A 22280-nucleotide genomic window follows, 5' to 3' on the forward strand; every position below is an offset into this window, starting at 1 on the left:
CCGGTGCGGCCCGTCGAGGCCCTCCGCGGCCGGATCGAACGACCGCACGCCACCCTCGCCTACACCGTCACCGGCGGCCCCGGACCGCTCGCCGTGCACGCGCACGGCGCGCTCTCCAGCCGGGCCCACGAACGCCGCGCCGGCCTGTTCGACTGGACCGGCCTGGACCGCGCCCGCCGGCTCGCCCGCTACGACGCCCGCGGCCACGGCGAGTCCACCGGACGCCCCGTCCCCGACGACTACCGCTACGCCGTGCTCGCCGACGACCTGCTCGCGCTCTGCGACCACCTCTCGCCCGACGCGCCCGTCACCGCCCTCGGCGCCTCGATGGGCGCCGCCACCGTGCTCTGGGCCGCGCTGGCCCGCCCCGAACGCTTCGACCGCCTGGTCCTGGCCATCCCCGCCGTCGCCTGGGCCGCCCGCGCCCCGCGCCGCAGCGGCCTGCTGGCCGCCGCCACCCTGGTCGAACGGCGCGGCGCCACCGCCCTGACCGCCGCCGCCCGGGTCACGGGCCCGCCCGCCGTCCTCGCCGAAACCCCGTCCTACACCACCGAGTTCGACCTCCCCGACGCCCTCCTCCCGGCCGCCATGCGGGCCGCCGCCGCATCCGACCTCCCCACCCCCGAAACCCTCCGCGACCTCCCCCACCCCACCCTGCTGCTCGCCTGGGACACCGACCCCCTGCACCCCCTCACCACCGCCCGCACCCTCGCCGCCCACCTCCCGGACGCCCGCCTGCACATCGCCGACACCCTTGCCGACGTACGGAGCTGGGGCCGCCTGGCCACCGACTTCCTGGCGGCGGACGACCGGCCCGATGACGTCGACCGAGCCCCCGGCACGGACCGGGACCAGGAACCCGCCCCCGCCCACCGGGGCACCCCGGAGGCCGGCTTCGGGCGCCACGACGGCGGGACCGGCTGATCCGGGGTTACTGGATGCGCAGGCGGCGGTCGCCGAAGTCCGCGACCAGGTGGAGCCGGCCGCCGAGGGCCTCGACGTACTCGCGGAGGGTGCCCAGTGAGGTGCCTTCGAGGTCACCGCGCTCCAGGCGGGAGACGTTGGGCTGGGTGACGCCGATCAGCTCCGCGACCTCGGTCTGGGTCAGGTCCTGCTCCCGGCGGATCTCGGCGAGCCGGTAGGCGCGCACCTCGGCGTCGAGCCGGGTGCGGTGGGCCGCGACCCGCTCCTCGTCGGTCACGACTTCGGTGCGGACGTCCTTCCAGGATCTGGCCATGGTCACTCGCCCTCCTTGAGCGCGTCGAGATGCCGGTCGAACCGGTCATCCGCGATCGGGATGTTCAGGTCGTACCACAGGTTCCACTGCCCGGACTTGTCGCCCGCGACGAGCAGGATCGCCTCCCGTTCCGGATCGAACGCGAACAGGATGCGGATCTCGCTCTCGCCACCGACCCGGGGGCGCAGTTCCTTCATGTGATGGTGTCTGGACCGTTTGATCCGGTCGACCAGCGGCCGCCCGAGGGTCGGCCCCTCCTCCGCGAGCTTGTCGACGGCGGCGGCGACCTGGTCCGCGACCTCCGGTTCGTCCTCGCTCAGCCTGATGAACCAGGCGACCACCGCTTCGTGCAGTGAGACTTCCCATGCCACCACAGGATTATGCGCTTCAGGTTATATGCGTGGCAAGTTATATCCGCAGCTGGTCAGGCGTCCTCGCGGGTGGTGTGGTGGACGGTGGAGCCGGTGCGGTGCTTGCGGACCAGGAGTTGGGCGGGGACGCGGGTGCGGAGGTCGGCGACGTGGCTGACGATGCCGACGGCGCGGTCGCGCTCGCGGAGGGAGTCGAGGACGTCCATGACCTCTTCGAGGGCGTTCTCGTCGAGGGTGCCGAAGCCCTCGTCGATGAAGAGGGTGTCCAGGGGCATGCCGCCGGCCTCGTCGGTGACGACGTCGGCGAGGCCGAGGGCGAGGGCCAGGGAGGCGAAGAAGGACTCGCCGCCGGAGAGGGTGGCGGTGTCGCGCTCGCGGCCGGTCCAGGCGTCGACGACGTGCAGGGAGAGGCCGGAGCGCTTGGTGCCGGAGACCAGGCCGTCGCTGTGGACGAGGGTGTAGCGGCCGCCGGACATCCGCAGCAGGCGCCGGCTGGCGGCGGCGGCGACCTGCTCCAGGCGGGCCGCCAGCACGTAGGACTCCAGGCGCATCCGCAGGGCGTTCTCGGCGGGGGCGCCGGCCAGCAGCGCGGCCAGCCGGCTGGTGCGGGCGAACGCGTCGAGGACCGGGGCGAGTTCGGCGGCCAGCGCGGACAGCTCGCGGCCGATCCGGGCCAGGTCGGCGACCCGGCGGCGGGCCCGGTCGTGGGCGGAGTGGGCGTCGGCGAGCCGCCCGTCGGCGCGGGCGGCGGCCGCGCGGGCGGCTTCGGCGGCGGCCGGCGGCAGCGCGGCGGAGGCTTGCAGCGCGGGGTCGGCGAGCCGGTTCGAGGCGAGTTCGAGGTCGGCGTCGAGCTGCTTGAACCTCCGCTTCAGCGCGTCGAGTTCGTCCGGGGGCAGGACGGCCGCGGCGAGTTCCGGCGGGCCCGCGAAGCCCGCGGCGAGGGCGGCGCGGTGCAGCGCCTCGGCGGTCTCGGCGGCGCGCTCGGCCGTGTGCCCGGCGGCCCGGGTGGCGGTCAGCGCGGCGCCGGCCGCGGTGGCCAGCGCGGTGACGGCGGCGGTGCGGGCGGCGACCGAGGGGGCGTCGCCCCGGGCGGCGGCGATCCGCCCCTCCAGCGTGGCGAGTTCGGTGTCCTGGGCCTTCAACTGGCCGGTCAGCTGGGCGGCCAACTCGACCGCCTCGCTGAGCTGTCGGCTGCGGGTGCGGCCGTCGCGCTCCAGCTGTTCGAGCTGCCGGCCGAGCGGCAGCCAGTGCTCCGCGGCGTGCAGCACCGAGCGCCGCCGCAGCGACAACTCCTCGGCTTCGGCCGCGAGTTCGTCGGCCGTGCGGCCGCCCGCGGTGGCCTCGGCGGCGGCCGCCCGGGCCGCGATGGCGCCCACCAGGCCGGTGGCGGTGGCGAGTTCGGCTTCGGCGGCCTGCTGGGCGGCGCGGGCGCGGCGCTCGTCCTCGGCGGTGACCTGGCCGGCCGAGGGCTCGGCGGGGGCCGGGTGCTCGGCCGAGCCGCAGACCCGGCACGGCTCGCCGGGAGTCAGGGCGGCGGCCAACTCGGCGGCCATGCCCGCGAGTCGGCGCTCCTGGAGGTCCAGGGCGCGCTGCCGGGCGTCCTGCGCGGCGCCGGTCAGGGCGCGGACCCGGTCCTCGGCGGCGGTGCGCTCGCCGAGCAGCCGCAGGTGCTGGACCGCCGCGTCCCGGCGCCGGGCCAGTTCGGCGTGCCGGGCGTCGATCAGGTCGAGTTCGGCGCGGGCCTCGCGGGCCGCCTCGCGCTCCCGCTGGAGCTGCCGGAGCCGCTCCTCGAAGGGCTCCAGCCAGCGCCGGGCCTCCTCGGCGAGGTCGTCCGCCTCGTCGCGCCGGCGCTCCAGCCGGGCCCGTTCGGCGCGCAGCGCGCCGTGCCGGGCCTCGTCCGCGCCGGCCGCCTCCAGCCGGCCCGCCTCGGCGCGGGCCGCGCCCTCGGCGGCCAGCAGGTCGTCCGGGGTGTCGAGCGGCCCGGCCCAGCCGGCGGCGGCCGCCCGGGCGGCCAGTTCGGCCCGCCGGGCGTCCTCCGCCGCCCGGGCGGCGGCGTGCGCGTCCGCCGCCCGCTGCCGCGGGCCGCGCAGCAGGGCCGGGGCCTCGGCGCGGAGCGCCGCCTCCAGCCGGGCCCGGTCCGGGGCGGCCAGGGCGGCGGTGTCGGTGAGCCGCAGCAGCTCCTGCCGGGCCCGGTGGTGGCGGGACTGCCGCTCGGCCAGCGCCTGCTGCTCCGCGAAGCGGTCCCGGGCGGCGGCCCTGGCGTCCTCGGCGGCGGCCAGCCACAGCCCCGCGGACTCGGCCCGCTCGGCGGCGGCGACCCGCAGCAGCGCCGCCCAGCCGAGCACCTCGGCGGGCGGCGCGTCCGGCTCCGGGCGGTACGCGGCGGCGTCGCCCCCGGCCAGCGGACCGGCGGCCTCCTCGGCCCGGGCCAGCAGGGCGTGCACCCGCTGCCGGCCGCCCTGCACCGCGCGCTCGTGGCGCAGCCGCAGGTCGGCCGTCCACCCCTCCAACTGCTGGAACCGGCCGGTGTCGAAGAGCCGGCCGAGCAGCTCGGCGCGCTGCTTGGAATCGGCCCGCAGGAACCGGGCGAAGTCGCCCTGCGGCAGCAGCACCACCTGGCAGAACTGCTCGCGGCTCATGCCGAGCAGCCGGGTCAGCTCCTCGCCGACCTCCTGGTGCGACTTGCTGAACGCGACCCAGCCGGGCCCGCCCGTCCCGGCGTCCTCGGCCCACTCGCGCAGCAGGGTCTGCGCCTTGTCCGGGGTCAGGCCGGTGCCGCGCTTCTTCGGCCGCCACTGCTCCGGGCTGCGGGTCACCTCCAGCCGCCGCCCGCCCAGCGTCGCCTCCAGCACCACCTCGGTGCGGACGCCCGGCGCGGCGTGGTCGCTGCGCACCCCGTTGCTGCGGCGGGTGCCGGGCAGCTCGCCGTACAGCGCGTAGCAGACCGCGTCCAGCACGCTGCTCTTGCCCGCGCCTGTCGCGCCGCGCAGCAGGAACAGGCCCGCCGAGGAGAGCAGGTCGAAGTCGATCCGCTCGGTGCCCGCGAACGGGCCGAACGCGGTGACGGTGAGCCGGTGCAGCCTCATCGGGCGCCCTTCGAGGTGGTCGGGGTCATCGCGCGCTCTCCTCCGCCCGGCCGGCCGCCGCGCGGCGCACCGACTCCAGGCCCTCCAACAGCCAGGCCCGCTCGTCGCCCGCCAGCTCCCGGCCCGGGCGGACGTGCGCGACGAAACCCTCCACCACCTCCCGGTCGCTGCGCCCGCGCACCCGCTCGGCGTACGAGCCGCCGTCGCCCCGCTCACCGCCCTCCGGCTCGAACAGCAACTGCAGGGTGTGCGGGAAGCGCACCCGCAGCCGCTCCATCGCGTCCGCCGGCCGGACCGGGTCGGTCAAGGTGGCCTGCACCCAGCGGTCGACGGCGTACGCGTACCGCTCGTCCGCCAGCAGGTCGTCGATCCGGCCCGCGATCCGGGCCAGCCGGCGCGGCACCGGGCAGAGGACCCGGCGGGCCTCCACCGCGCCCGCCGCGTCCAGCTCGACCAGCCACATCGACTTCTCGTGGTCCGCCTCGGAGAAGGAGTACGCCAGCGGGGAACCCGAGTAGCGCAGGTGCGGGGCCAGCGTCTGGCAGCCGTGCAGGTGCCCCAGCGCCGCGTAGTGCACGCCGTCGAACACCTCGGCGGGCACCGACTGCACGCCGCCGACCGCGATGTCCCGCTCGCTGTCGCTGACCGCGCCACCGGTCACGAACGCGTGCGCCAGCACCACCGCGCGCGTCCCGGCCGGACGCCCGGCCAGATCGGCCCGGACCGCGTCCATCGCCGCCGACAGCACCTGCTCGTGGCCGCCCCTCGCCACGCCCAGCCGCTCCCGCACCAGGGCCGGCTCCAGGTAGGGCAGCCCGTACACCGCCACCGGGCCGTGCTCGTCCGCCAGCATCACCGGCACGGCCAGCGCGCCCGGATCCGTCCGCAGGTGGATCCCCGCCCGGTCGATCAGCCGCGCCGCGGTGCCCAACCGGCGGGCCGAGTCGTGGTTCCCGGAGATGAACACGGCCGGCACGCCCAACTCGGCCAACCGCCACAGCGCCTCGTCGAACAGCTCGACGGCCTCCAGCCCCGGCAGCGCCCGGTCGTACACGTCACCCGCGACCAGCACCGCCCGCACCCCCTCGGCGGCGACGGTCGCCACCAGGTGATCCAGGAACGCCCGCTGCGCCTCGTGCAGGTTCTCCCGGTGGAAGGACCGCCCCAGGTGCCAGTCCGAGGTGTGCAGCAGCTTCACTCGGACGCTCCCCGCGGCATGTCCCGTCACTCCTCGTCGTTCCGGTGGCTCCGGCTTACGAGTATCACAGGTGCCGGACACTGCCCGGGACGGACGAGCAGGACGCCCTCCGGGCGGGGAGGAGGCGGGGAGGCGACGGGCGAGCGGGACGCCCTGCGGGCGGGGGTGGGGTGGGCTTGTAGCAGACGGGGTGACCCGGGTGGCGGTCGGGGCTGTTCATCGGTCGGGTGTTCGGGGAAGATCATCAGGTGGTGCGGCGGGCGGGCCGGGAGAGCGGAGGGAGCGCGGGATGGGCATCGAGTACAGCCCGGAGATCTCCGACCTGCTCGGACGGGTGCGCCGGCGGCCGAACGCGGGGTGGCCGTGGCGGCCGGGGGAGCCGGTGCCGGGGGGGTTGACGGTGAAGCAGTCGTGGGGGTGGCTGTTCGTGCCGGACGGGCGGGTGCTGACGTTGGTCAATCCGCGCGACGGCGTGGTCAGCCTGCCGGGCGGCTCGCTGGAGCCGGAGGACGCGGGGGACCCGGGGCGGGCGCTGGCGCGGGAGGCGGGGGAGGAGGCGCAGGCGGTGATCGGCGGGCCGGTCTACCTCGGGTACCTGTACGACCGGGTGGGGTCGGCGAACGGCGGGCACGAGTGCGCCCGGGTGCGGATGGCGGCGGCGCTGCGCGGGGCGGGCCCTTCGGCGCCGGACCCGGCGTCGGGGCGGCACTACCGGCGGCTGCTGGTGGCGCCGGGGTTGGCGGTCGAGCTGCTGGGCTGGGGGCTGCCGGGGTTGCGGCAGGCGCGGGCGGCGGTCGCGGTGGCGGCCGCGCGGTGGGGGGTGCCGGTGCGGGCGGACGAGACGATCGAGGAACTGCCGGTGGCGGGCCGCCGGTTCCACTGAGGCCGGACGCGCTTCGCGCGGGGCGTGTGGCGCGGGGTGCGGCGGTGGGTGGTGCGCCGGGGCGCTACTCGGCGGTAGTGGGGGCGGGGGGCTCGGTGGGCGGATTCCCGCAGTCCAGGTCAGGGATGGGTCTGCGCGCGTAGCGCGTGTGGGGGTCCCGTGCGGTGAGAGTTCGTCAATTTCTTTGGCATGACCGCTTCCCCGCGAGGCTACCGGCTGGTATCCAATGTGTGGCCTGCGTCACTCACTGGAGGTTCGATGCCCAGAATCCGTGCTGCCGCCGTCGCGTTCACCGCGGCCGCGCTGACCGTCACCACCCTCGCCGCCGCCACCCAGGCGAGCGCCGCCGGCGTCAACTACGCCGCGCTGGGCGACTCGTACTCGGCCGGGGTCGGCTCCGGCAGCTACACCAGCGACAGCGGCAGTTGCAGCCGCAGCACCAAGGCGTACCCGTACCTGTGGAAGACCGCGCACGCGCCGTCCTCGTTCGCGTTCGTGGCCTGTTCGGGCGCGAAGACCGGGGACGTGGCGGCCAACCAGCTGGGGGTGCTGAACTCGTCGACCACGCTGGTGTCGATCACCATCGGCGGCAACGACGCCGGGTTCGCCTCGACCATGCAGACCTGCGTGCTGGACAGCGAGAGCTCCTGCCTGAGCGCCGTGAACGCGGCCAAGAGCTACGCCACCAACACGCTGCCGGGCCAACTGGCGGGCCTGTACGGGCAGATCCGGGCGAAGGCGCCGAACGCCAAGGTGGTCGTGCTCGGCTACCCGCACCTCTACCAGGTGCCCGGCACCTGCGTCTTCGGCATCTCGAACACCAAGCGGACCGCGATCAACGGCGCCGCCGACACCCTGGACACGGTGATCGCCAAGCAGGCGGCGAACGCCGGGTTCACCTTCCAGGACGTCCGCACGGCGTTCTCCGGGCACGAGATCTGCGGCTCGTCCAGCCAGTGGCTGAACAGCACCACGCTGCCGATCAGCGACAGCTACCACCCCAACGCCAGCGGCCAGGCGAGCGGCTACCTGCCGCTGTTCAGCGCGGCGGCGTGAACCGCGGCGTGATCCGCGGCGGGTAGCGCAGGACGTCCGTGGGGGACGGGGTGACCGGTGGCCGGGCTCGTGCGAGGAGCCCGGCCACCGGTGTCCTTCGGGGGCCGCGCGGGCTCAGCGCAGGTAGGAGGTGAGCGCCGCGGGCTTCAGGCCGGCCCGGTCGGCCGCGTCCAGGGCGCGCCGCAGGTCGGTGGCCAGGGTGTCGGTGAAGTGCAGGATGACGATGTCGCCGGCCTGCAGCGCGCCGCCCGGGTGGGAGGTGTTGGAGGCGCCCCAGCCGAAGTCGGCGTTCGCGGTGACCAGGTACTTCATGCCGCAGTTCGCGGCGGCCTGCTGGGTGTCGGCGTTGGCCGCGAAGTACGGCGGGCGGAACAGCGTCGGGACGGTGCCGTAGCGGGCGGTCACGGCGTCCCGGGCGTCGCAGATCTCGGCCTGCTGCTCGGCCAGCGACAGGCCGGTCAGGTCGCGGTGCGAGACGCTGTGGTCCTCGATCGCGGAGCCGGGCACGGCGGTCGCCTTGGCGAAGTAGTCGGGCTCGAAGCCCTCCGGCATCGGCAGCGGGAACGCGGTGACCGGCACCTTCCGGTCGGCGAGCAGCTGGAGGACCGCCGGGTCGCGGGTCCAGCCGTCGTCGATGGTGATGAAGACGACCGGGTCGGCGGTCGGCGCGTTCGTGGTCAGCGGCACCGGCGCCGGGCTGTCGCCGGCCACCGAGACGTCGTCCACCGCGATCGGGCCCTGGCCGTACCAGCCGTGCACGTACAGCTGCACCGAGGTGGTGTCGGCGCCGGTGGTGAACGAGGTGGTCAGCCGCTGCCAGCCGTCGCCGGTGGACGCCGTCCAGGCCGGGGGGACGTCGTGGCCGGTGCCGCTGGCGCCGAGGAAGGCGTACGAGCCGTGCACCCAGGCGCTGTACGTGTAGCCGGTGTTCGGGCGGACCGCGAGGGTCTGCGTGCACTGGCCGGTGGAGTCGGCCGAGGCGGGGGTGACCGCCAGGGCGGAGCCGCCGGTGCGGGCCGCGGCGGTGACCGCGCCCTCGCCGGGCGCGCAGTGCCAGCCGGGGATCGAACCCCAGTCGGCCAGCGGCAGGGTGGGGATCTCGAAGCCGGGGTTGGTCGCCAGGTTCGGCGCGGCCGGGGCGTCCGCGCGGGCGGCCGGCACGGTGGCCAGCGAGGCCAGCGCGGCGGTGGCGGCGAGGGCCGCGAGACGGCGGCGGGCGGAACTGAGCACGGGTCAACTCCAGTGTGGGGGACGGGCGGAGGAGTGAGTCCCGGAGGGGGCGGGAATCGGGTGGGGGCCCTGCCGCACCAGGCCGGTGCACACAATGGACTGGACCAATCCCGGCGGTCAAGCGGATTGGCCCAACCGGTACCCGAGATCGGTCAACCGGCGTAGAGCTCCTCGATGTCCTCCGCGTACCGCTCCACCACCGCCGCCCGCCTGATCTTCAGCGACGGCGTCAGCAGCCCGTCCTCCACCGAGAACTCGCGCGGCAGCAGCCGGAACGCCCGGATCGACTCCGCCCGCGACACCGAGGTGTTCGCCGCCCCCACCGCCCGCTGCACCTCCTGGTGCAGCTCCGGGTCGACCAGCGCCTCCCAGACGTCCAGCCGCGGCCGCCCGCGGGCCCGCAGCCAGTGCGCCAGCGCCACCGCGTCCAGCGTGATCAGCGCCGCCAGGTACGGCCGGTTCTCGCCCACGATCAGGCACTGGGCGATCAGCGGGTGCGCCCGCACCCGCTCCTCCAGCACCGCCGGCGCCATGTTCTTGCCGCTGGAGGTCACGATCACCTCCTTCTTCCGGCCGGTCAGCGTCAGGTAGCCGTCCTCGTCCAGCACCCCCAGGTCACCGGTCGCCAACCAGCCCCGGCACAGCGCCTCGTCCGAGCAGCGCGGGTGGTTCAGGTACCCCGAGAACACCCCCGGGCCCTTCACCCACACCTCGCCGTCCTCGGCGATCGCCACCGTCGAACCCGGCACCGGGCGGCCCACCGTGCCGAACTTCGGCCGCCGGGGCGGGTTCGCGGTCACCGCCGCCGCCGACTCGGTCAACCCGTAGCCCTCGTACACCGTCATGCCCGCGCCCGCGAAGAACAGCCCCAGCTCCCGCCCCAGCATCGCCCCGCCCGACATCACCGCCCGCACCCGGCCGCCCAGCACCGCCCGCACCCGCTGGTACACCATCCGCTCGTACGCCGCGTGCCGCAGCCGCAGCGCCGGCGACGGGCCCGGGCCCAGCCGGTGCGCCCGGCGCTCCCAGGCCGCCGCCCACTCGACGGCCACCCGCTCGGCCTGGACGAACAGCTCCAGCTTCCCGGCCTCCTCGGCCGCCTCCCGGGCCCGGCGGTGGATCTTCTCGAACACGTACGGCACCGCGTGCAGGAAGGTCGGCTCGAACGCCGCCAGGGCCGGCAGCAGGCTCTCCGAGGACAGCTTCGCGTGGTGGCCGATCCGGATCCCGCCGCGCACCGCCGCGACCTGGGTGATCCGCCCGTACACGTGCGCCAGCGGCAGGAACAGCAGCGTGGCCGGCTGCTCGCCCCGGGTGTCGTGGAACACCTCCGCCCAGCCCGCCAGCAGCGCGTCCGCCACCGACGCCAGGTTGCCGTGGGTCAGCAGGCAGCCCTTGGGACGGCCGGTGGTGCCCGAGGTGTAGACGATCGTCGCCATCGAGTCCGGCGTCACCGCCAGCCGCTGGCGGTGCACCAGCGCGTCCGGCACGCCCGCGCCGTCCGCCGACAACTGCGCCACGCAGTCCCGGTCCAGCTGCCAGATGCCGGTCAGCTCCGGCAGCGCGTCGCACACCGCGCCGACCGTCATCGCCTGGTCCTCGTCCTCCACCACGCAGGCCACCGCCGCGGTCTCGGCCAGGATCCAGCGCACCTGGTCCGGCGCCGCCGTCGGGTACACCGGCACCGGGATCGCCCCGATCGACCAGAGCGCGTAGTCGAACAGCGTCCACTCCCAGCGGGTCGCCGACATCACCGCGACCCGGTCGCCGTAGCGCACCCCGCGGGTCAACAGGCCCTTCGCCAGGGCCAGCACCTCGTCCCGGAAGCGCGCCGCCGACACCGGGACCCACGCCCCGTCCGCCCAGCGCGACGACTGCGTCAGCCGCGGCTCCCGCTCCGCCCGGTCGAACACCGAGTCCGCCAACCCGCCGGCCGGCCCGCCCCCGAGCGCGGGACTGCTGAACTCTCGCAAGGCCCCCCCGATCCCGCCGTCCCCGCCCGCGGCCCGCACAGCCGAGGCGGCACCCGCGAAGCTACCGGATCGGCGCGGCGCTGCCCAGAGTCACCGACCGGCGACACCCCGCAGCGGACGCAGCGCCGCAGGTGGGGGCCGTCCCGCGGCACGGTGGGGAAATTCGAGGACGATCCGGACAACAGCCGATCACGATGCCCTTTCACCCTACGAACGGATGGTCAGGAAGTAGTAGGCTCGCGGCTCTCGAATCCGCCCGTACCCACCCCTGCCCGCCCGCGCCCGCCACCCGACCCCACGTCCCCCGCGCACCCCCACCGCGCCCGCCCCCGCGTCCGGCGGCCTTCCCGCCCGAGGACCACTAAGGACCCGTATGCGCCTGCGCCGCAGCTCGATCCGCGCGAGGATCGTCGCGCTGCTCCTGGTGCCCCTCGCGGCGCTCAGCGGCCTGTGGGTGTACGCCACGCTGGTCACCACCGGCGACGTGTGGAAGCAACTCGACCTCAGCTCCACGTACACCGCCTTCGGCGACCCCGCCGACGAGTACGCCTACGACCTCCAGCAGGAGCGCGCCGCCGCCGTCCTGCGGCTGGCCTCGCCCGGCAACGCCGACTACGCCGCCGCCTACGCCAAGGCCCGCACCGCCACCGACCGCGACCTGCAACTGCTGCGCTACCAGGGCAACAGCAAGGACGCCGGCAAGCTCGACGCCGACCAGCGCGCCCGCTTCCAGGACGTGCTCGCCGTCGCCGACCAGCTCGGCGCCATCCGCAGCCAGATCGGCCAGCAGCGGCAGAGCTGGGACGGCGCCCTCCGGGACTACAGCGACGTGATCACCCCGGTGTTCGCGTTCCGCTCCTCCTTCATCGCCAAGCAGAGCGGCTCGCTGCCCCGCCAGGGCACCATCCTGGTCGAGCTCTCCCGGGCCGGCGAGTACCTCTCCCAGGAGACCGCCGCGATGCGCGCCCTGCGGGCCGGCAGCGAGGCCGCCGCCCAGGACCCGCGCAAGCAGCAGGTCGCGCTCGACGCCATGAACGCCCAGCAGGCGCTGTTCCGGATCTACATCGGCGAACTCGGCGCCGCCGACCGGCAGAGCTACAACACGCTGCGCCTGGGCCAGAACTGGAGCGCGCTCACCGCCGCCGAGAACGGCTTCGACAAGGCCGCCGACCGGGCCCTCGAAGTGCGCGGCGGCGCCGTCGACGCCTGGGGCGAGACCGCCGACAAGGTCCTCGCCGACATCGACGCCATCAACTCCCGGCTCGCCGGGGACATCGGCGACCAGGCCCGCGACAACGCGATCAGCGCGCTGGTCCGCGGCGGCACCGCCGGCCTGATCGGCCTCGCCGCCGTCATCCTCTCCGTCGTCATCTCCTACCGCACCGGCCGCCGCCTGGTCCGCGAACTCGTCGGCCTGCGCAACGCCGCCGCCGACCTCTCCGCCACCCGGCTGCCCTCCGTGATGCTCCGGCTGCGCCGCGGGGACGCCGTCGACGTGGTCGCCGAGGTACCCCAACTGGAGTTCGGCACCGGTGAGATCGGCCAGGTCGGCCGGGCCTTCAACGAGGTCCAGCGGGTCGCCGTCGAGGCCGCCGTCGAACAGGCCGAACTGCGCCGCGGCGTCTCCGCCGTCTTCGTCAACCTGGCCCGCCGCTCCCAGGTGCTGCTGCACCGCCAGCTCACCCTGCTCGACACCATGGAGCGCCGCACCGAGGACCCGCGCGAGCTGGAGGACCTGTTCCGGCTCGACCACCTCACCACCCGCATGCGCCGCCACGCCGAGGGCCTGATCATCCTCTCCGGCGGCTCGCCCGGCCGCGCCTGGCGCAAGCCGGTCCGGATGGTCGACGTGGTCCGCGCCGCCGTCGGCGAGGTCGAGGACTACGCCCGGGTGCACGTGCGGCCCTTCCCCGGCACCGGCCTGCTCGGCGCCGCCGTCGCCGACGTCACCCACCTGGTCGCCGAACTCGTCGAGAACGCCACCGTGTTCTCCCCGCCGCAGACCCAGGTCACCGTCCAGGGCGAGGTCGTCGCGCACGGCTTCTGCCTGGAGATCGACGACCGCGGCCTCGGCCTCAGCGAACAGCACCTCGCCGAGATCAACCAGCGCCTCGCCGTGGAGCAGGAGTTCGACCTCGCCGACACCGACCGGCTCGGCCTGTTCGTGGTCTCCCGGCTCGCCCGCCGGCACGGCATCCGGGTCCACCTGCGCCCCAGCCCCTACGGCGGCACCTCCGCCGTCGTGCTGATCCCGCGCGAACTGCTCGCCGAGACCGTCGAGACCGCCCCCGACGCCCCCCGCACCACCGGCGAGGACACCGGCACCCACCGGCGGCCCCCGGCCCCGGCCGGCCCCGGCCGCGGCGCCCACGCCGCCCCCGCCACCGCCGCGCTCGGCGGACCCCGGCCGTCCGCCGCCGAACCGGCCGGCACGCCCGGCGGACTGCCCCGGCGGCGCAACGCCGGCGCCGCCCCGGCCGCCGAACCCGACACCGCCGGCACCGGACGGCACCGCCGCCCCGAGGATGACGCCGGACGGCCCGCGCTGCCCCCGGGGCCGTCCGCCGCTGTGTCGGCTGCCGCACCCGCCGCCGGGCCCGCGCTCACCCCCGTCGCGGGCGGGCTGCTGCCCAAGCGCGTCCGGCAGGCCAGCCTGGCGCCCCAACTGCGCCCCGGCGCCGACACCGACGCCGCGGCGGCCGCCGCCGAACCGGCCCGCGAGCGGGACCCCGAGGAGGCCCGCTCCGCGTTCGCCTCCTTCCAGCGCGGCTTCGCCCGCGGCCGCGGCGACCGGCTGCAGCCCGCCTCGCTCACCGTGGTGCGCTCCGAGCCCGACCCGGACGACACCGCGCGGCCCGCCGAACGGCCCTCGCCGCTGCGGCCGCTGCTCCCCGGGCAGCCGCCCAGGCTGCGGGTCGCGCTGCCCTCCGCGCCGGTGCCGCACGCGCTGCCCGCCGCCCCCGTCCGCTCCGTCCCGCCGGCCCACCGGCCGCCGACCGCACCGCCCGCACCAGCAGAAGGAACCGAATCATGACCGCAACAACACCGCCGTCCGGGGACCTCGACTGGCTCCTCAACGACCTGGTCGGCCGGGTGGCGACCCTTCGGCATGCGGTGATCCTGTCCAGCGACGGCCTGGCCACCGGCGTCTCCAGCGGCCTGGGCCGCGAGGACGCCGAACACCTCGCCGCGGTCGCCGCGGGCTTCCACAGCCTCGCCAAGGGCGCGGGACGGCACTTCCAGGTCGGCGGCGTCCGGCAGACCATGGTCGAACTGGACGAGGCCTTCCTGTTCATCACCGCCGCGGGCGACGGCAGCTGTCTGGCCGTCCTCAGCGACGCCGAATCCGATGTGGGCCAAATAGCCTACGAAATGGCACTGTTGGTCAAGCGCGTCGGCGAGCACCTGGCCGCCGAGCCGAGGACCTGACCACGCTGCCACTGCCCGGGAGATGACCGATTCGATGAGCGAGCCCGAGCCGACCGAGCCGACCGAGGCCCCCGCCCCGGCCGACCTGAGCGGTGCGACCGCGGACGACGAGGCGGCCGGCGACGAGCCGGTCGACCTGTTCGTCCCCCGCACCCCGGTGGACGACCGCTGGTTCGACGACGACGCCGGACCGATGGTCCGGCTGTTCTCGATGACCAGGGGCCGCGCCCGCCCGGTCGACGACGGCCTGTTCGACCTGATCTCCCTGGTCACCGCCGCCGGGCCGGCCCTCGGCCCCGGCGGCACCCGACCCGACCTCGCGCTCGACCCGGAACACCACGCGATCCTCGAACTCTGCCGCGACGAGCCGCTCAGCGTCGCCGAGTTGGGGTCCTACACCGACCTTCCGGTGAGCGTGGTCCGGGTCCTGCTCGGCGACCTCCACGACGCCGAGCTGATCAGCGTCACCCGACCCGTCCAGCTCGCCCACCAACCGGACGAGCGCCTGCTGCGAGACGTGATCAATGGCCTCCGTGCACTCTGACGCACCGTCAACTTCCGCTGCCCGCAAGGATCCCTGGGGATCCAACGCGGTCAAGATCCTGATCGCCGGCGGCTTCGGCGCGGGCAAGACCACCCTGGTCGGCGCGGTCAGCGAGATCCGCCCGCTGCGCACCGAGGAGTCGCTCAGCGAGATCGGCCGCCCGGTCGACGACACCGCCGGCGTGGAGGCCAAGCGCACCACCACGGTCGCGATGGACTTCGGCCGGATCGACCTGAGGCCCGGCCTCGCGCTCTACCTGTTCGGCACCCCCGGGCAGGACCGGTTCTGGTTCGTCTGGGACGAGTTGGCCCGCGGCACGCTCGGCGCGGTCGTCCTCGCCGACACCCGGCGGCTGGCCGACTCCTTCCCCTCGGTCGACTACTTCGAGCAGCGCGGCATCCCGTTCATCGTGGCCGTCAACTGCTTCGAGGGCACCGAGGTGTACGCCCCCGACGACGTCCGGGCCGCGCTCGACCTGCCGGCCGCGGTGCCGGTGCTGCTGTGCGACGCGCGGCGGCGCGAGGACGGCAAGGAGCTGCTGATCCGGCTGGTCGAGCACGCGGCCGAGCGGGCCGGCGTCCGGCTGTAACGCCCCGTCCGAGCGGGCCGCCGTCCCACCGGACGGCGGCCCGCTCGCGTTCCCGCTGCGCATTCCGGCCGAGAAGTCAAGGTAGTTCTGCCACCGATATTTCTCGCGTTGCAGCAGGTCACAGCGGTGGAGTCCGAATCGCGGATGTTTTCCGTCTCGCCCTGCGGATAAGCCCCTCCGGTGGGTTGCCTTCCGGGTGCCGGGCGTGGAAGTCTCGTACCCGTGCCCGCCGCCGTTCGCGGTCGGGCCGGACACTCAGGGGGAGGAGCCGCACCATGACCGCATCGGTCCGCATCGCCGCTCTCCCCCTCCTCACCGTCCGCCGGTACCTGGACCACGGCCGGATCTACAGCACCTGCTGTCGCTGACGCGCCGCCACCTCCCGCACTGACAGCGGGAGTTCCGCGGCCCCGCGTCCCCCCGTCGACCGCACCCGACGCCGTCGACCCCCCGCCGCGCTCCGGAGAGCAACCGTGCACGCTCGCACCCTCCTCGAACCCTTCTGGCCCTCGCGCCGGAACCACCACTTCGACCAGACCTGTCGGCGCGCGACCCGCGCCTCCCGGCCCCGGACCTGACCAACCGTCAACTCCCGTGCGCCGGAAGCGCAGACGACGACCACCCACCGACCGTCACGCGCGAAAGAGCCCTCACATGTCGTACGCCGCCACCGCCACCACCTCCACTCCGCACCTGCGCGCCGTCCGGGCGCTGCCGGGCCTCGCCCCGACCGCCCCCGAGCACCGCCGCCCCGCGCCGGCCCGCCAGGCCGTGCCGACCGTCCCGACCGTCGCCCCGGCCCCCGAGAGCCTGCTGGCCGGCCTCCAGGACGGCGCCGCCGTGGTCGCCGCCCTCCCGCAGTCCGTCCTCCCGCAGGGGCTGCTCGCGCAGCTCGGCGCGGCCAACTCCCCGCTGGTCGGCTACCTGGTGCTGGTCCCCGCGGAGGCCCCGGCCCCCGCCGCGCCCACCCCCGTCGCCGCCCCGGCCGCCCCCGTCGCCGCCCGCCCGTTCACCCGCCCCGCGGACAACGGCATCTCCGTCGACCTCGACCGCCGCAACGCGTACGTCGACGGCGTGCTGCTCGACCTCACCTACCTCGAGTTCGAGCTGCTCGCCCACCTCACCGAGCACCCGCACCGCGTCCACACCCGCGACCAGCTGGTCCACACGGTCTGGGGCTACGGCCACGTCGGTGACGGCCGCACCGTGGACGTCCACGTCGCCCGCCTGCGCCGCAAGCTCGGCGCGGCCTACCGCGACACCATCGTCACCGTCCGCCGGGTCGGCTACAAGTACGCGCCGGCCGCGTAGCGGTAGGGGTACAGCGCGGTACAGCGCAGCGCAGCACGCGGCGAGGCCGCGACGCGGGCAGTCGGTCGACGCCCCGTCGCGGCCTCTCGGCGTCCTGCGGGGGCCGGGCGGTCGGGCGGTGGTCAGTCGTCGGAGCCGGAGCCGGAGCCGGAGCCGGGGCCGTCAGGGCCGTCGCCGTCGCGGGCGGCCTTCGCCGCGTCATGGGCCCAGCCGGCCAGCAGCGCGCCGCCGACGGCCGCCAGGACGTGGACGCCGATGCCCGCGGCGAACCCGCCCGGCAGCCAGCCGAGCAGGCCGGCGTCGTCGTGGTCGACCAGTTGGCGGATCGCCCCCTGGCCCCCGAGGACGAGCAGGACCATGCCGAGGCCCTGGAGGATGCCGTACTTCACTGCCCGTCTCCCGTTCGCGCGCCGTTCCGACCCGCCGAGCATACGGCGCCGGTCGGGCCCGGGGTCAGCGCTGGTCCGGCGGCAGCAGGAGGACGGTCAGGGCCGCCGCGCAGGCGTGGGCGTGGGCCAGGACGCGCGGCAGGGCCTCGTCGGTGAGGTGGGCCGGGGTGGAGCGGACGGCGAGGGCGAAGCGGGCGGTCGCGGTGTGGTCGAGGACGGGGACGGCCAGGGTGCGGACGCCGGCCGCGGACTCGCCGTCGTTGAGGGCGTGGCCGCGCTCGCGGGTCAGGGCGAGCTCGGCGTCCAGCGCGGCGGAGTCGGTGAGGGTGCGGGCGGTGTAGGCGGGCAGCGGCCCGCTCAGCGGCGGCTCGGTGGGGGAGGGCCAGGCCAGCAGCACCTTCCCGAGCGCGGTGGAGTGCAGCGGGCGGCGCAGGCCGAGACCGGTGGAGGGCAGGACGGAGCCGCCGACCAGGATGACGGCCTGCGGGCCGGAGCGGATCGCCAGGTCGGCGGTGGCGCCGGTGCGCCGGGCCAGCCGGTCGAGCTCCGGGCCGGCCAGGTGCAGGCCGCGCTGGTGGAAGGTGAGCTGGCCGAGTTCGGCGACGGCCGGGCCGAGCCGGTAGCGGGCGGTGCGCTCGTCCTGGTCGAGGAAGCCGGTGGCGACCAGGGTGCGGGCCAGCCGGTGCGCGGTGGAGACGGACAGGCCCATCCGGCGGGCGAGTTCGGAGGCGCTCAGGTCGGGCCCGTTGTCGTGGAAGCAGTGCAGCAGGCCCAGTGCCCGGTGGACCGCCTGCGCGCCGCTCGGCGGGGCGGGAAGGGTTCCGGAGCCGGGCATCGCACCTCATCGGGATCGGGGTCGGGATCGGAGTCGGGGTCGTGATCGGGATCGGGGCCGTGATCGGAGTCGCGGGCGGCTCGGCGGGATCGGGGCGGGGCGCGGCCCGCGCGGGCTCAACGGCCGTGGTTTTCCCAGGATATGGGGGTGATCACTGCGGAAGTGTGTCGGCGGTGTTGCGGCTGCCCGGCCTTCTGTGAACAGGTGATCCCATCATCTGGCAAGGCTTGATTCCACCCCGGCCGGATGGAACGCTCAGTCCATCAGCCGGTTCGAGCAGGAGGGAGTCCACCGTGAAGACGCACCGGTGCCACTCCTCCTGTTGTCGCTGACCGCCCCGACGCCCTTTCCCCGCCGCGCCGTTCTTCCCATCATGCGGAAGATTCCGCGTGCGCCTCCTGCCGAATTCCGGAGCCCCGCCATGAGCACGCCCCCCGCCGCGCCGCCGTACCCCGACACCCTCTGGTTCACCCGCTGCCCGGTGCCGACCGCGACCGGCATCGCCGCCGACCGCGGCTGGCTGGCCGAGGAGTTCGCCGCCGAGGGCATCGCGGTCCGCTCGCTGCAGGACGTCCCGCCGGAGGTCGCCGCCGACCACCACTACACCCACGCGCTGACCGGCCTCTTCCGGGAGGGCGGCAACGTCCCGGCGCTGTGGGCGCGTTCGCGCGGCGAGCGGACCAGGCTGATCGGCCTGACCTGGATCGAGGAGCGCCAGGCGATCCTGGCCCGGGCCGACAGCGGCATCACCTCCGCCGGGCAGCTGCGCGGGCTGCGGCTCGCGGTGCCCCGGCACCCGATCGCGATCGACTTCTGGCGGGCGATGGCGCTGGCCGGCCACCACGGCGCGCTGGCCTCGGCCGGACTCGGCTGGGAGGACGTCGAGTCGGTCGACGTCGAGGCCGCGCCCGGCGGCGGCCAGTGGGAGGCCGAACTGGCCGCGCTGGCGGACGGCCGGGTGGACGCCGTGTACGTCAAGGGGGCGCTCGCCGTGGAGGCCGCGCGCCGCCACGGGGCGGTGCCCGCCGTGGAGTTGGACGCGCTGCCGGACCGCCGCCACCGGGTCAACAACGGCACCCCCCGCCCGATCACCGTGCACCAGCAACTCCTGGACGAGCAGCCCGAGTTGGTCGCCCGCTTCCTGGCCGTACTGCTGCGGGCCGCCGACTGGGCGGCCGACCGGCCGGAGGACGTCGCCCGGATCCTCGGCGCCGAGACCGGCGCCGGACCGGAGGGCGTCGCGGGCGCCTACGCGGCCGGCAGCCACCGCACCCTGCACCCCGACCTCTCCGCGGACCGCCTCGAACTGCTCGCGCGGCAGGAGGAGTTCCTGCACGCCCACGGCTTCCTCGCCGACCGGGTCGACGTCCACGCCTGGGCCGACCCCGCCCCGCTGGCCGCCGCCCGCGCCCTGCTCGCCGCCCGCTCCTGACCTTCCCGACGACCCCCTCTGTTGGAGAACCCCATGCGCACCACCGTCCGCCGCCCGCTGCTCGCCGCCACCGCGCTGACCGCCGTCGCCGCGCTCGCCCTGACCGCCTGCGGCTCCTCCGCGAAGGACGCCGGGGCCTCCGCCGACGGCAAGGGCGGCGCCCAGGTGGTGCTGCGGGTGCCCGACCCCGGCAACTCCGGCTTCCTCGCCAAGGGCAAGAAGGACGGCTCGCTGGACAAGGCGCTGGCCGCCGCGCACGCCAAGGTGGTGTGGACCGGCAGCGCCGGCCCGTTCGCCCCCGCCGCGCAGGCCCTGAACGCCGACCAACTGGACGTCGCCCAGGGCTCGATCACCTCGGCCGTCGCCGCGCTCGCCCAGAAGCCCGGCTTCAAGCTGTTCGCGCAGATCGAGCCGGACGTCGCCGGCGAGGGCATCCTGGTGAAGAACGACTCGCCGATCAAGGAGATCAAGGACCTGGTCGGGAAGAAGGTCGCCGTCTCGCAGGGCGGCACCTCCGAGTACCTGCTGCTCAAGGCGCTGGAGAAGAACGGCATCCCGACCGACAAGGTCGAGCGGGTCTACCTGCGGGCCGACCAGACCTCCGGCGTGTTCAACTCCGGCCAGGTCGACGCCTGGGCGACCTGGGGCACCTTCTCGATCCCGGCCATCGCCAACGCGAACGCCCACTTCCTGGCCAACGGCAAGGCCGTCGGCAGCGACAACTACGCGATCTGGGCGGTGCGTTCGGGCTTCGCCGAGAAGCACCCCGAGGTGGTCAAGGCGTTCTACGGCTACCTGCACGAGAACGCCGCCAAGGAGAAGGCCGACCCGGCCGGCTACCTCAACGTGTTCACCGACGCCGGCCCGACCGCCGTCACCCCCGCCGAGAAGGAGATCGCCGTCGACTTCGGCAAGCAGCGCGCCGTCGACTCGCCGATCACCGACGCCGACGCCGCCCGGTTCGCCGTGGTCGCCAAGTTCTACGCCGACCAGGGCGTCACCAAGAGCCTGGTCGACGTCAAGCCCTACCTGATCGACGTCAACTCCCTGGCCGGGAGCGGAAAGTGACCACCAGTACCGAACAGGCCCGGGCCGCGGGGCTGGTCGCCCCGCGGGCCCGCGCCACCGCCACCCGGCCGCGCGGCGTCTCGCTCGCCCTGCGCACCCTGGGTCCGCTGGCCCTGATCGCCGCCTGGCAGATCTCCTCCGCGACCGGCGCCCTCACCCCCGACGTGCTCGCCTCGCCCGGCCAGGTCCTGCAAGCCGTCCAGGAGTTGTGGGGCAACGGGCAGCTGTCCGACGCGCTCTCCACCTCGCTGACCCGGGCCGCCCTCGGCCTGCTGTTCGGCGCCGGCATCGGCCTGGTGCTCGGCGTGGTCACCGGATTCTTCCGGCTCGGCGAGGAACTGCTCGACTCGGCGGTCCAAGTCCTGCGCACCGTACCGTTCCTGGCGCTGGTGCCGCTGTTCATGGTCTGGTTCGGCATCACCGAGACGGCGAAGATCGCGCTGATCGGCGTGGCCACCTCCTTCCCGATGTACGTCTCCGCGTCCGGCGGCGTCCGCAACACCGACCGCAAACTCGTCGAGGCGATGCGCAGCTTCGGCCTCTCCCGCTGGGCGATCGTCCGCGAGGTGGTGCTCCCCGGCGCGCTGCCCGCGCTGCTCTCCGGGCTGCGGCTGTCGATGACGCTCAGCGTGATCGCGCTGATCGCCGCCGAGGAGATCAACTCCACCGAGGGGATCGGCTACCTGATGGCCCAGGCGCAGAACTTCTCGCGCACCGACGTGCTCGCCGTCTGCATCCTGATCTACGGCCTGCTCGGCCTCGCCGCCGACGGCGCGGTCCGCGTCCTGGAACGCGTCCTGATGCCCTGGCGGCCCACCGGAGCACGACGGGGGACCGGACGATGAGCGCCACCACGACCACCACCACGACCGCGACCACCCCCGCCGTCCACCTCCGGGGCCTGCGCCGGGTGTTCGGCACCCGGGCCGTCCTGGACGGCGTCGACCTGGACATCGCCCGCGGCGAGTTCGTCGCCCTGCTCGGCGCCTCCGGCACCGGCAAGACCACCCTGCTGCGGATCCTCGGCGCGCTCGACCGCGCCGACGAGGGCACCGTGCTCGTGCCGCCCTCGCGCACCGTGGTGTTCCAGGAGCCCCGGCTGATCCCGTCCAAGCGGGTCCTCGGCAACGTCACCGTCGGCCTGCCGCGCGGCGCCGCCACCAAGGAGACCGGCCGCCGGGCCCTCGCCGAGGTCGGCCTCGCCGACCACGCCGACGCCTGGCCCGGCACCCTCTCCGGCGGCGAGGCCCAGCGCGCCGCCCTCGCCCGGGCCCTCGTCCGCGAACCCGAACTGCTGCTGCTCGACGAGCCGTTCGCCGCCCTGGACGCCCTCACCCGGCTGCGCATGCAGGACCTGGTCGGCGAGCTGTGCCGCAAGCACCGGCCGGCCGTCCTGCTGGTCACCCACGACGTGGACGAGGCGATCCGGCTCGCCGACCGGGTGGCCGTGCTGCGCGACGGCGCGCTCGTCCGGGACGAGACCGTCACCGTCGAACGCCCCCGGGACGCCGCCGACCCCGACTTCGCGGCGCTCCGCCGCCGCCTGCTCGCCGACCTCGGCGTGCACCAGGACTCCGCAGCACCGCACGTCAACGCAGCACCGCACGTCACCGCAGCACAGCACGTCAACTAGCCTCCCCCGCAAGAGA

General features: G+C 75.3%; 20 protein-coding genes. 12 read left to right on the forward strand and 8 right to left on the reverse strand.

What is annotated here, in order from left to right; all coding sequences use genetic code 11:
• The first annotated feature begins 3 nt into the window (after window positions 1–3).
• The gene (locus tag KSE_RS31020) at window positions 4–924 is read left to right on the forward strand and encodes an alpha/beta fold hydrolase (protein ID WP_014139330.1); all 921 of its coding nucleotides are present in this window, start codon (window positions 4–6) and stop codon (window positions 922–924) included.
• Between the two features lie 7 nt (window positions 925–931).
• Here KSE_RS31020 and KSE_RS31025 read toward each other — a convergent pair whose 3' ends face one another.
• The 4 genes from KSE_RS31025 to KSE_RS31040 are packed head-to-tail and all read right to left on the reverse strand — an operon-like array spanning window position 932 to window position 5892.
• Window positions 932–1237, reverse strand: coding sequence for an XRE family transcriptional regulator (locus KSE_RS31025; protein ID WP_033258994.1), 306 nt, complete (start codon window positions 1235–1237; stop codon window positions 932–934).
• Window positions 1238–1239: 2 nt separating this feature from the next.
• Window positions 1240–1608 (reverse strand): type II toxin-antitoxin system RelE/ParE family toxin, encoded by a 369-nt coding sequence (locus KSE_RS31030; protein WP_033259005.1) that lies wholly within the window; start codon window positions 1606–1608, stop codon window positions 1240–1242.
• Window positions 1609–1661: 53 nt separating this feature from the next.
• A complete protein-coding gene (locus KSE_RS31035; RefSeq protein ID WP_014139333.1) occupies window positions 1662–4694 on the reverse strand; it encodes an AAA family ATPase in 3033 nt (1010 codons plus the stop codon).
• Between the two features lie 25 nt (window positions 4695–4719).
• A complete protein-coding gene (locus tag KSE_RS31040; RefSeq protein ID WP_014139334.1) occupies window positions 4720–5892 on the reverse strand; it encodes an exonuclease SbcCD subunit D in 1173 nt (390 codons plus the stop codon).
• A gap of 289 nt (window positions 5893–6181) precedes the next feature.
• Here KSE_RS31040 and KSE_RS31045 point away from each other — a divergent pair, with 289 nt between their 5' ends.
• Together KSE_RS31045 and KSE_RS31050 are read left to right on the forward strand one after the other, a co-directional pair.
• Entirely contained in the window at window positions 6182–6775 is a 594-nt protein-coding gene (locus KSE_RS31045) for an NUDIX hydrolase (RefSeq protein WP_014139335.1), read from the forward strand.
• 258 nt (window positions 6776–7033) lie between these two features.
• Window positions 7034–7831, forward strand: a complete 798-nt coding sequence (locus KSE_RS31050) for an SGNH/GDSL hydrolase family protein (protein ID WP_014139336.1) — start codon at window positions 7034–7036, stop codon at window positions 7829–7831.
• 114 nt (window positions 7832–7945) lie between these two features.
• Here KSE_RS31050 and KSE_RS38940 read toward each other — a convergent pair whose 3' ends face one another.
• Window positions 7946–9061: a polysaccharide deacetylase family protein gene (locus tag KSE_RS38940; protein ID WP_014139337.1), complete on the reverse strand. Its 1116-nt coding sequence runs from the start codon at window positions 9059–9061 to the stop codon at window positions 7946–7948.
• A 152-nt stretch (window positions 9062–9213) separates the two neighbouring features.
• Entirely contained in the window at window positions 9214–11034 is a 1821-nt protein-coding gene (locus KSE_RS31060) for an AMP-dependent synthetase/ligase (protein ID WP_014139338.1), read from the reverse strand.
• 373 nt (window positions 11035–11407) lie between these two features.
• Between KSE_RS31060 and KSE_RS31065 the strand changes: the two genes are divergently transcribed.
• The 5 genes from KSE_RS31065 (at window position 11408) to KSE_RS40440 (ending at window position 16907) form a co-directional block, all read left to right on the forward strand.
• The gene (locus tag KSE_RS31065) at window positions 11408–14068 is read left to right on the forward strand and encodes a sensor histidine kinase (RefSeq protein ID WP_014139339.1); all 2661 of its coding nucleotides are present in this window, start codon (window positions 11408–11410) and stop codon (window positions 14066–14068) included.
• Window positions 14065–14463 carry a roadblock/LC7 domain-containing protein gene (locus KSE_RS31070; protein WP_014139340.1) on the forward strand — a complete coding sequence of 133 codons (399 nt, stop codon included), beginning with the start codon at window positions 14065–14067 and terminating at the stop codon, window positions 14461–14463. Before KSE_RS31065 ends, KSE_RS31070 begins: the two co-directional genes overlap by 4 nt.
• A 34-nt stretch (window positions 14464–14497) precedes the next feature.
• Entirely contained in the window at window positions 14498–15007 is a 510-nt protein-coding gene (locus tag KSE_RS31075) for a DUF742 domain-containing protein (protein WP_014139341.1), read from the forward strand.
• Window positions 14988–15596, forward strand: a complete 609-nt coding sequence (locus KSE_RS31080; protein WP_014139342.1) for a GTP-binding protein — start codon at window positions 14988–14990, stop codon at window positions 15594–15596. Before KSE_RS31075 ends, KSE_RS31080 begins: the two co-directional genes overlap by 20 nt.
• 654 nt (window positions 15597–16250) lie before the next feature.
• Window positions 16251–16907 carry a winged helix-turn-helix domain-containing protein gene (locus tag KSE_RS40440; RefSeq protein WP_014139343.1) on the forward strand — a complete coding sequence of 219 codons (657 nt, stop codon included), beginning with the start codon at window positions 16251–16253 and terminating at the stop codon, window positions 16905–16907.
• A 122-nt stretch (window positions 16908–17029) separates the two neighbouring features.
• Here KSE_RS40440 and KSE_RS31090 read toward each other — a convergent pair whose 3' ends face one another.
• The gene (locus KSE_RS31090; protein WP_106437761.1) at window positions 17030–17296 is read right to left on the reverse strand and encodes a hypothetical protein; all 267 of its coding nucleotides are present in this window, start codon (window positions 17294–17296) and stop codon (window positions 17030–17032) included.
• A gap of 64 nt (window positions 17297–17360) precedes the next feature.
• A complete protein-coding gene (locus tag KSE_RS31095) occupies window positions 17361–18131 on the reverse strand; it encodes an IclR family transcriptional regulator (protein WP_014139345.1) in 771 nt (256 codons plus the stop codon).
• 421 nt (window positions 18132–18552) lie between these two features.
• Here KSE_RS31095 and KSE_RS31100 point away from each other — a divergent pair, with 421 nt between their 5' ends.
• The 4 genes from KSE_RS31100 to KSE_RS31115 are packed head-to-tail and all read left to right on the forward strand — an operon-like array spanning window position 18553 to window position 22264.
• Window positions 18553–19563, forward strand: coding sequence for an ABC transporter substrate-binding protein (locus KSE_RS31100; protein WP_014139346.1), 1011 nt, complete (start codon window positions 18553–18555; stop codon window positions 19561–19563).
• A gap of 33 nt (window positions 19564–19596) precedes the next feature.
• Window positions 19597–20631, forward strand: a complete 1035-nt coding sequence (locus KSE_RS31105; RefSeq protein WP_014139347.1) for an ABC transporter substrate-binding protein — start codon at window positions 19597–19599, stop codon at window positions 20629–20631.
• Window positions 20628–21476, forward strand: coding sequence for an ABC transporter permease (locus tag KSE_RS31110; protein WP_014139348.1), 849 nt, complete (start codon window positions 20628–20630; stop codon window positions 21474–21476). The genes KSE_RS31105 and KSE_RS31110 overlap by 4 nt, the downstream gene beginning before the upstream one ends.
• Window positions 21473–22264, forward strand: a complete 792-nt coding sequence (locus KSE_RS31115) for an ABC transporter ATP-binding protein (protein WP_014139349.1) — start codon at window positions 21473–21475, stop codon at window positions 22262–22264. Before KSE_RS31110 ends, KSE_RS31115 begins: the two co-directional genes overlap by 4 nt.
• Window positions 22265–22280: the final 16 nt, after the last annotated feature.

The organism is Kitasatospora setae KM-6054, assembly GCF_000269985.1.
GTDB classification, from domain to species: Bacteria; Actinomycetota; Actinomycetes; order Streptomycetales; family Streptomycetaceae; genus Kitasatospora; species Kitasatospora setae.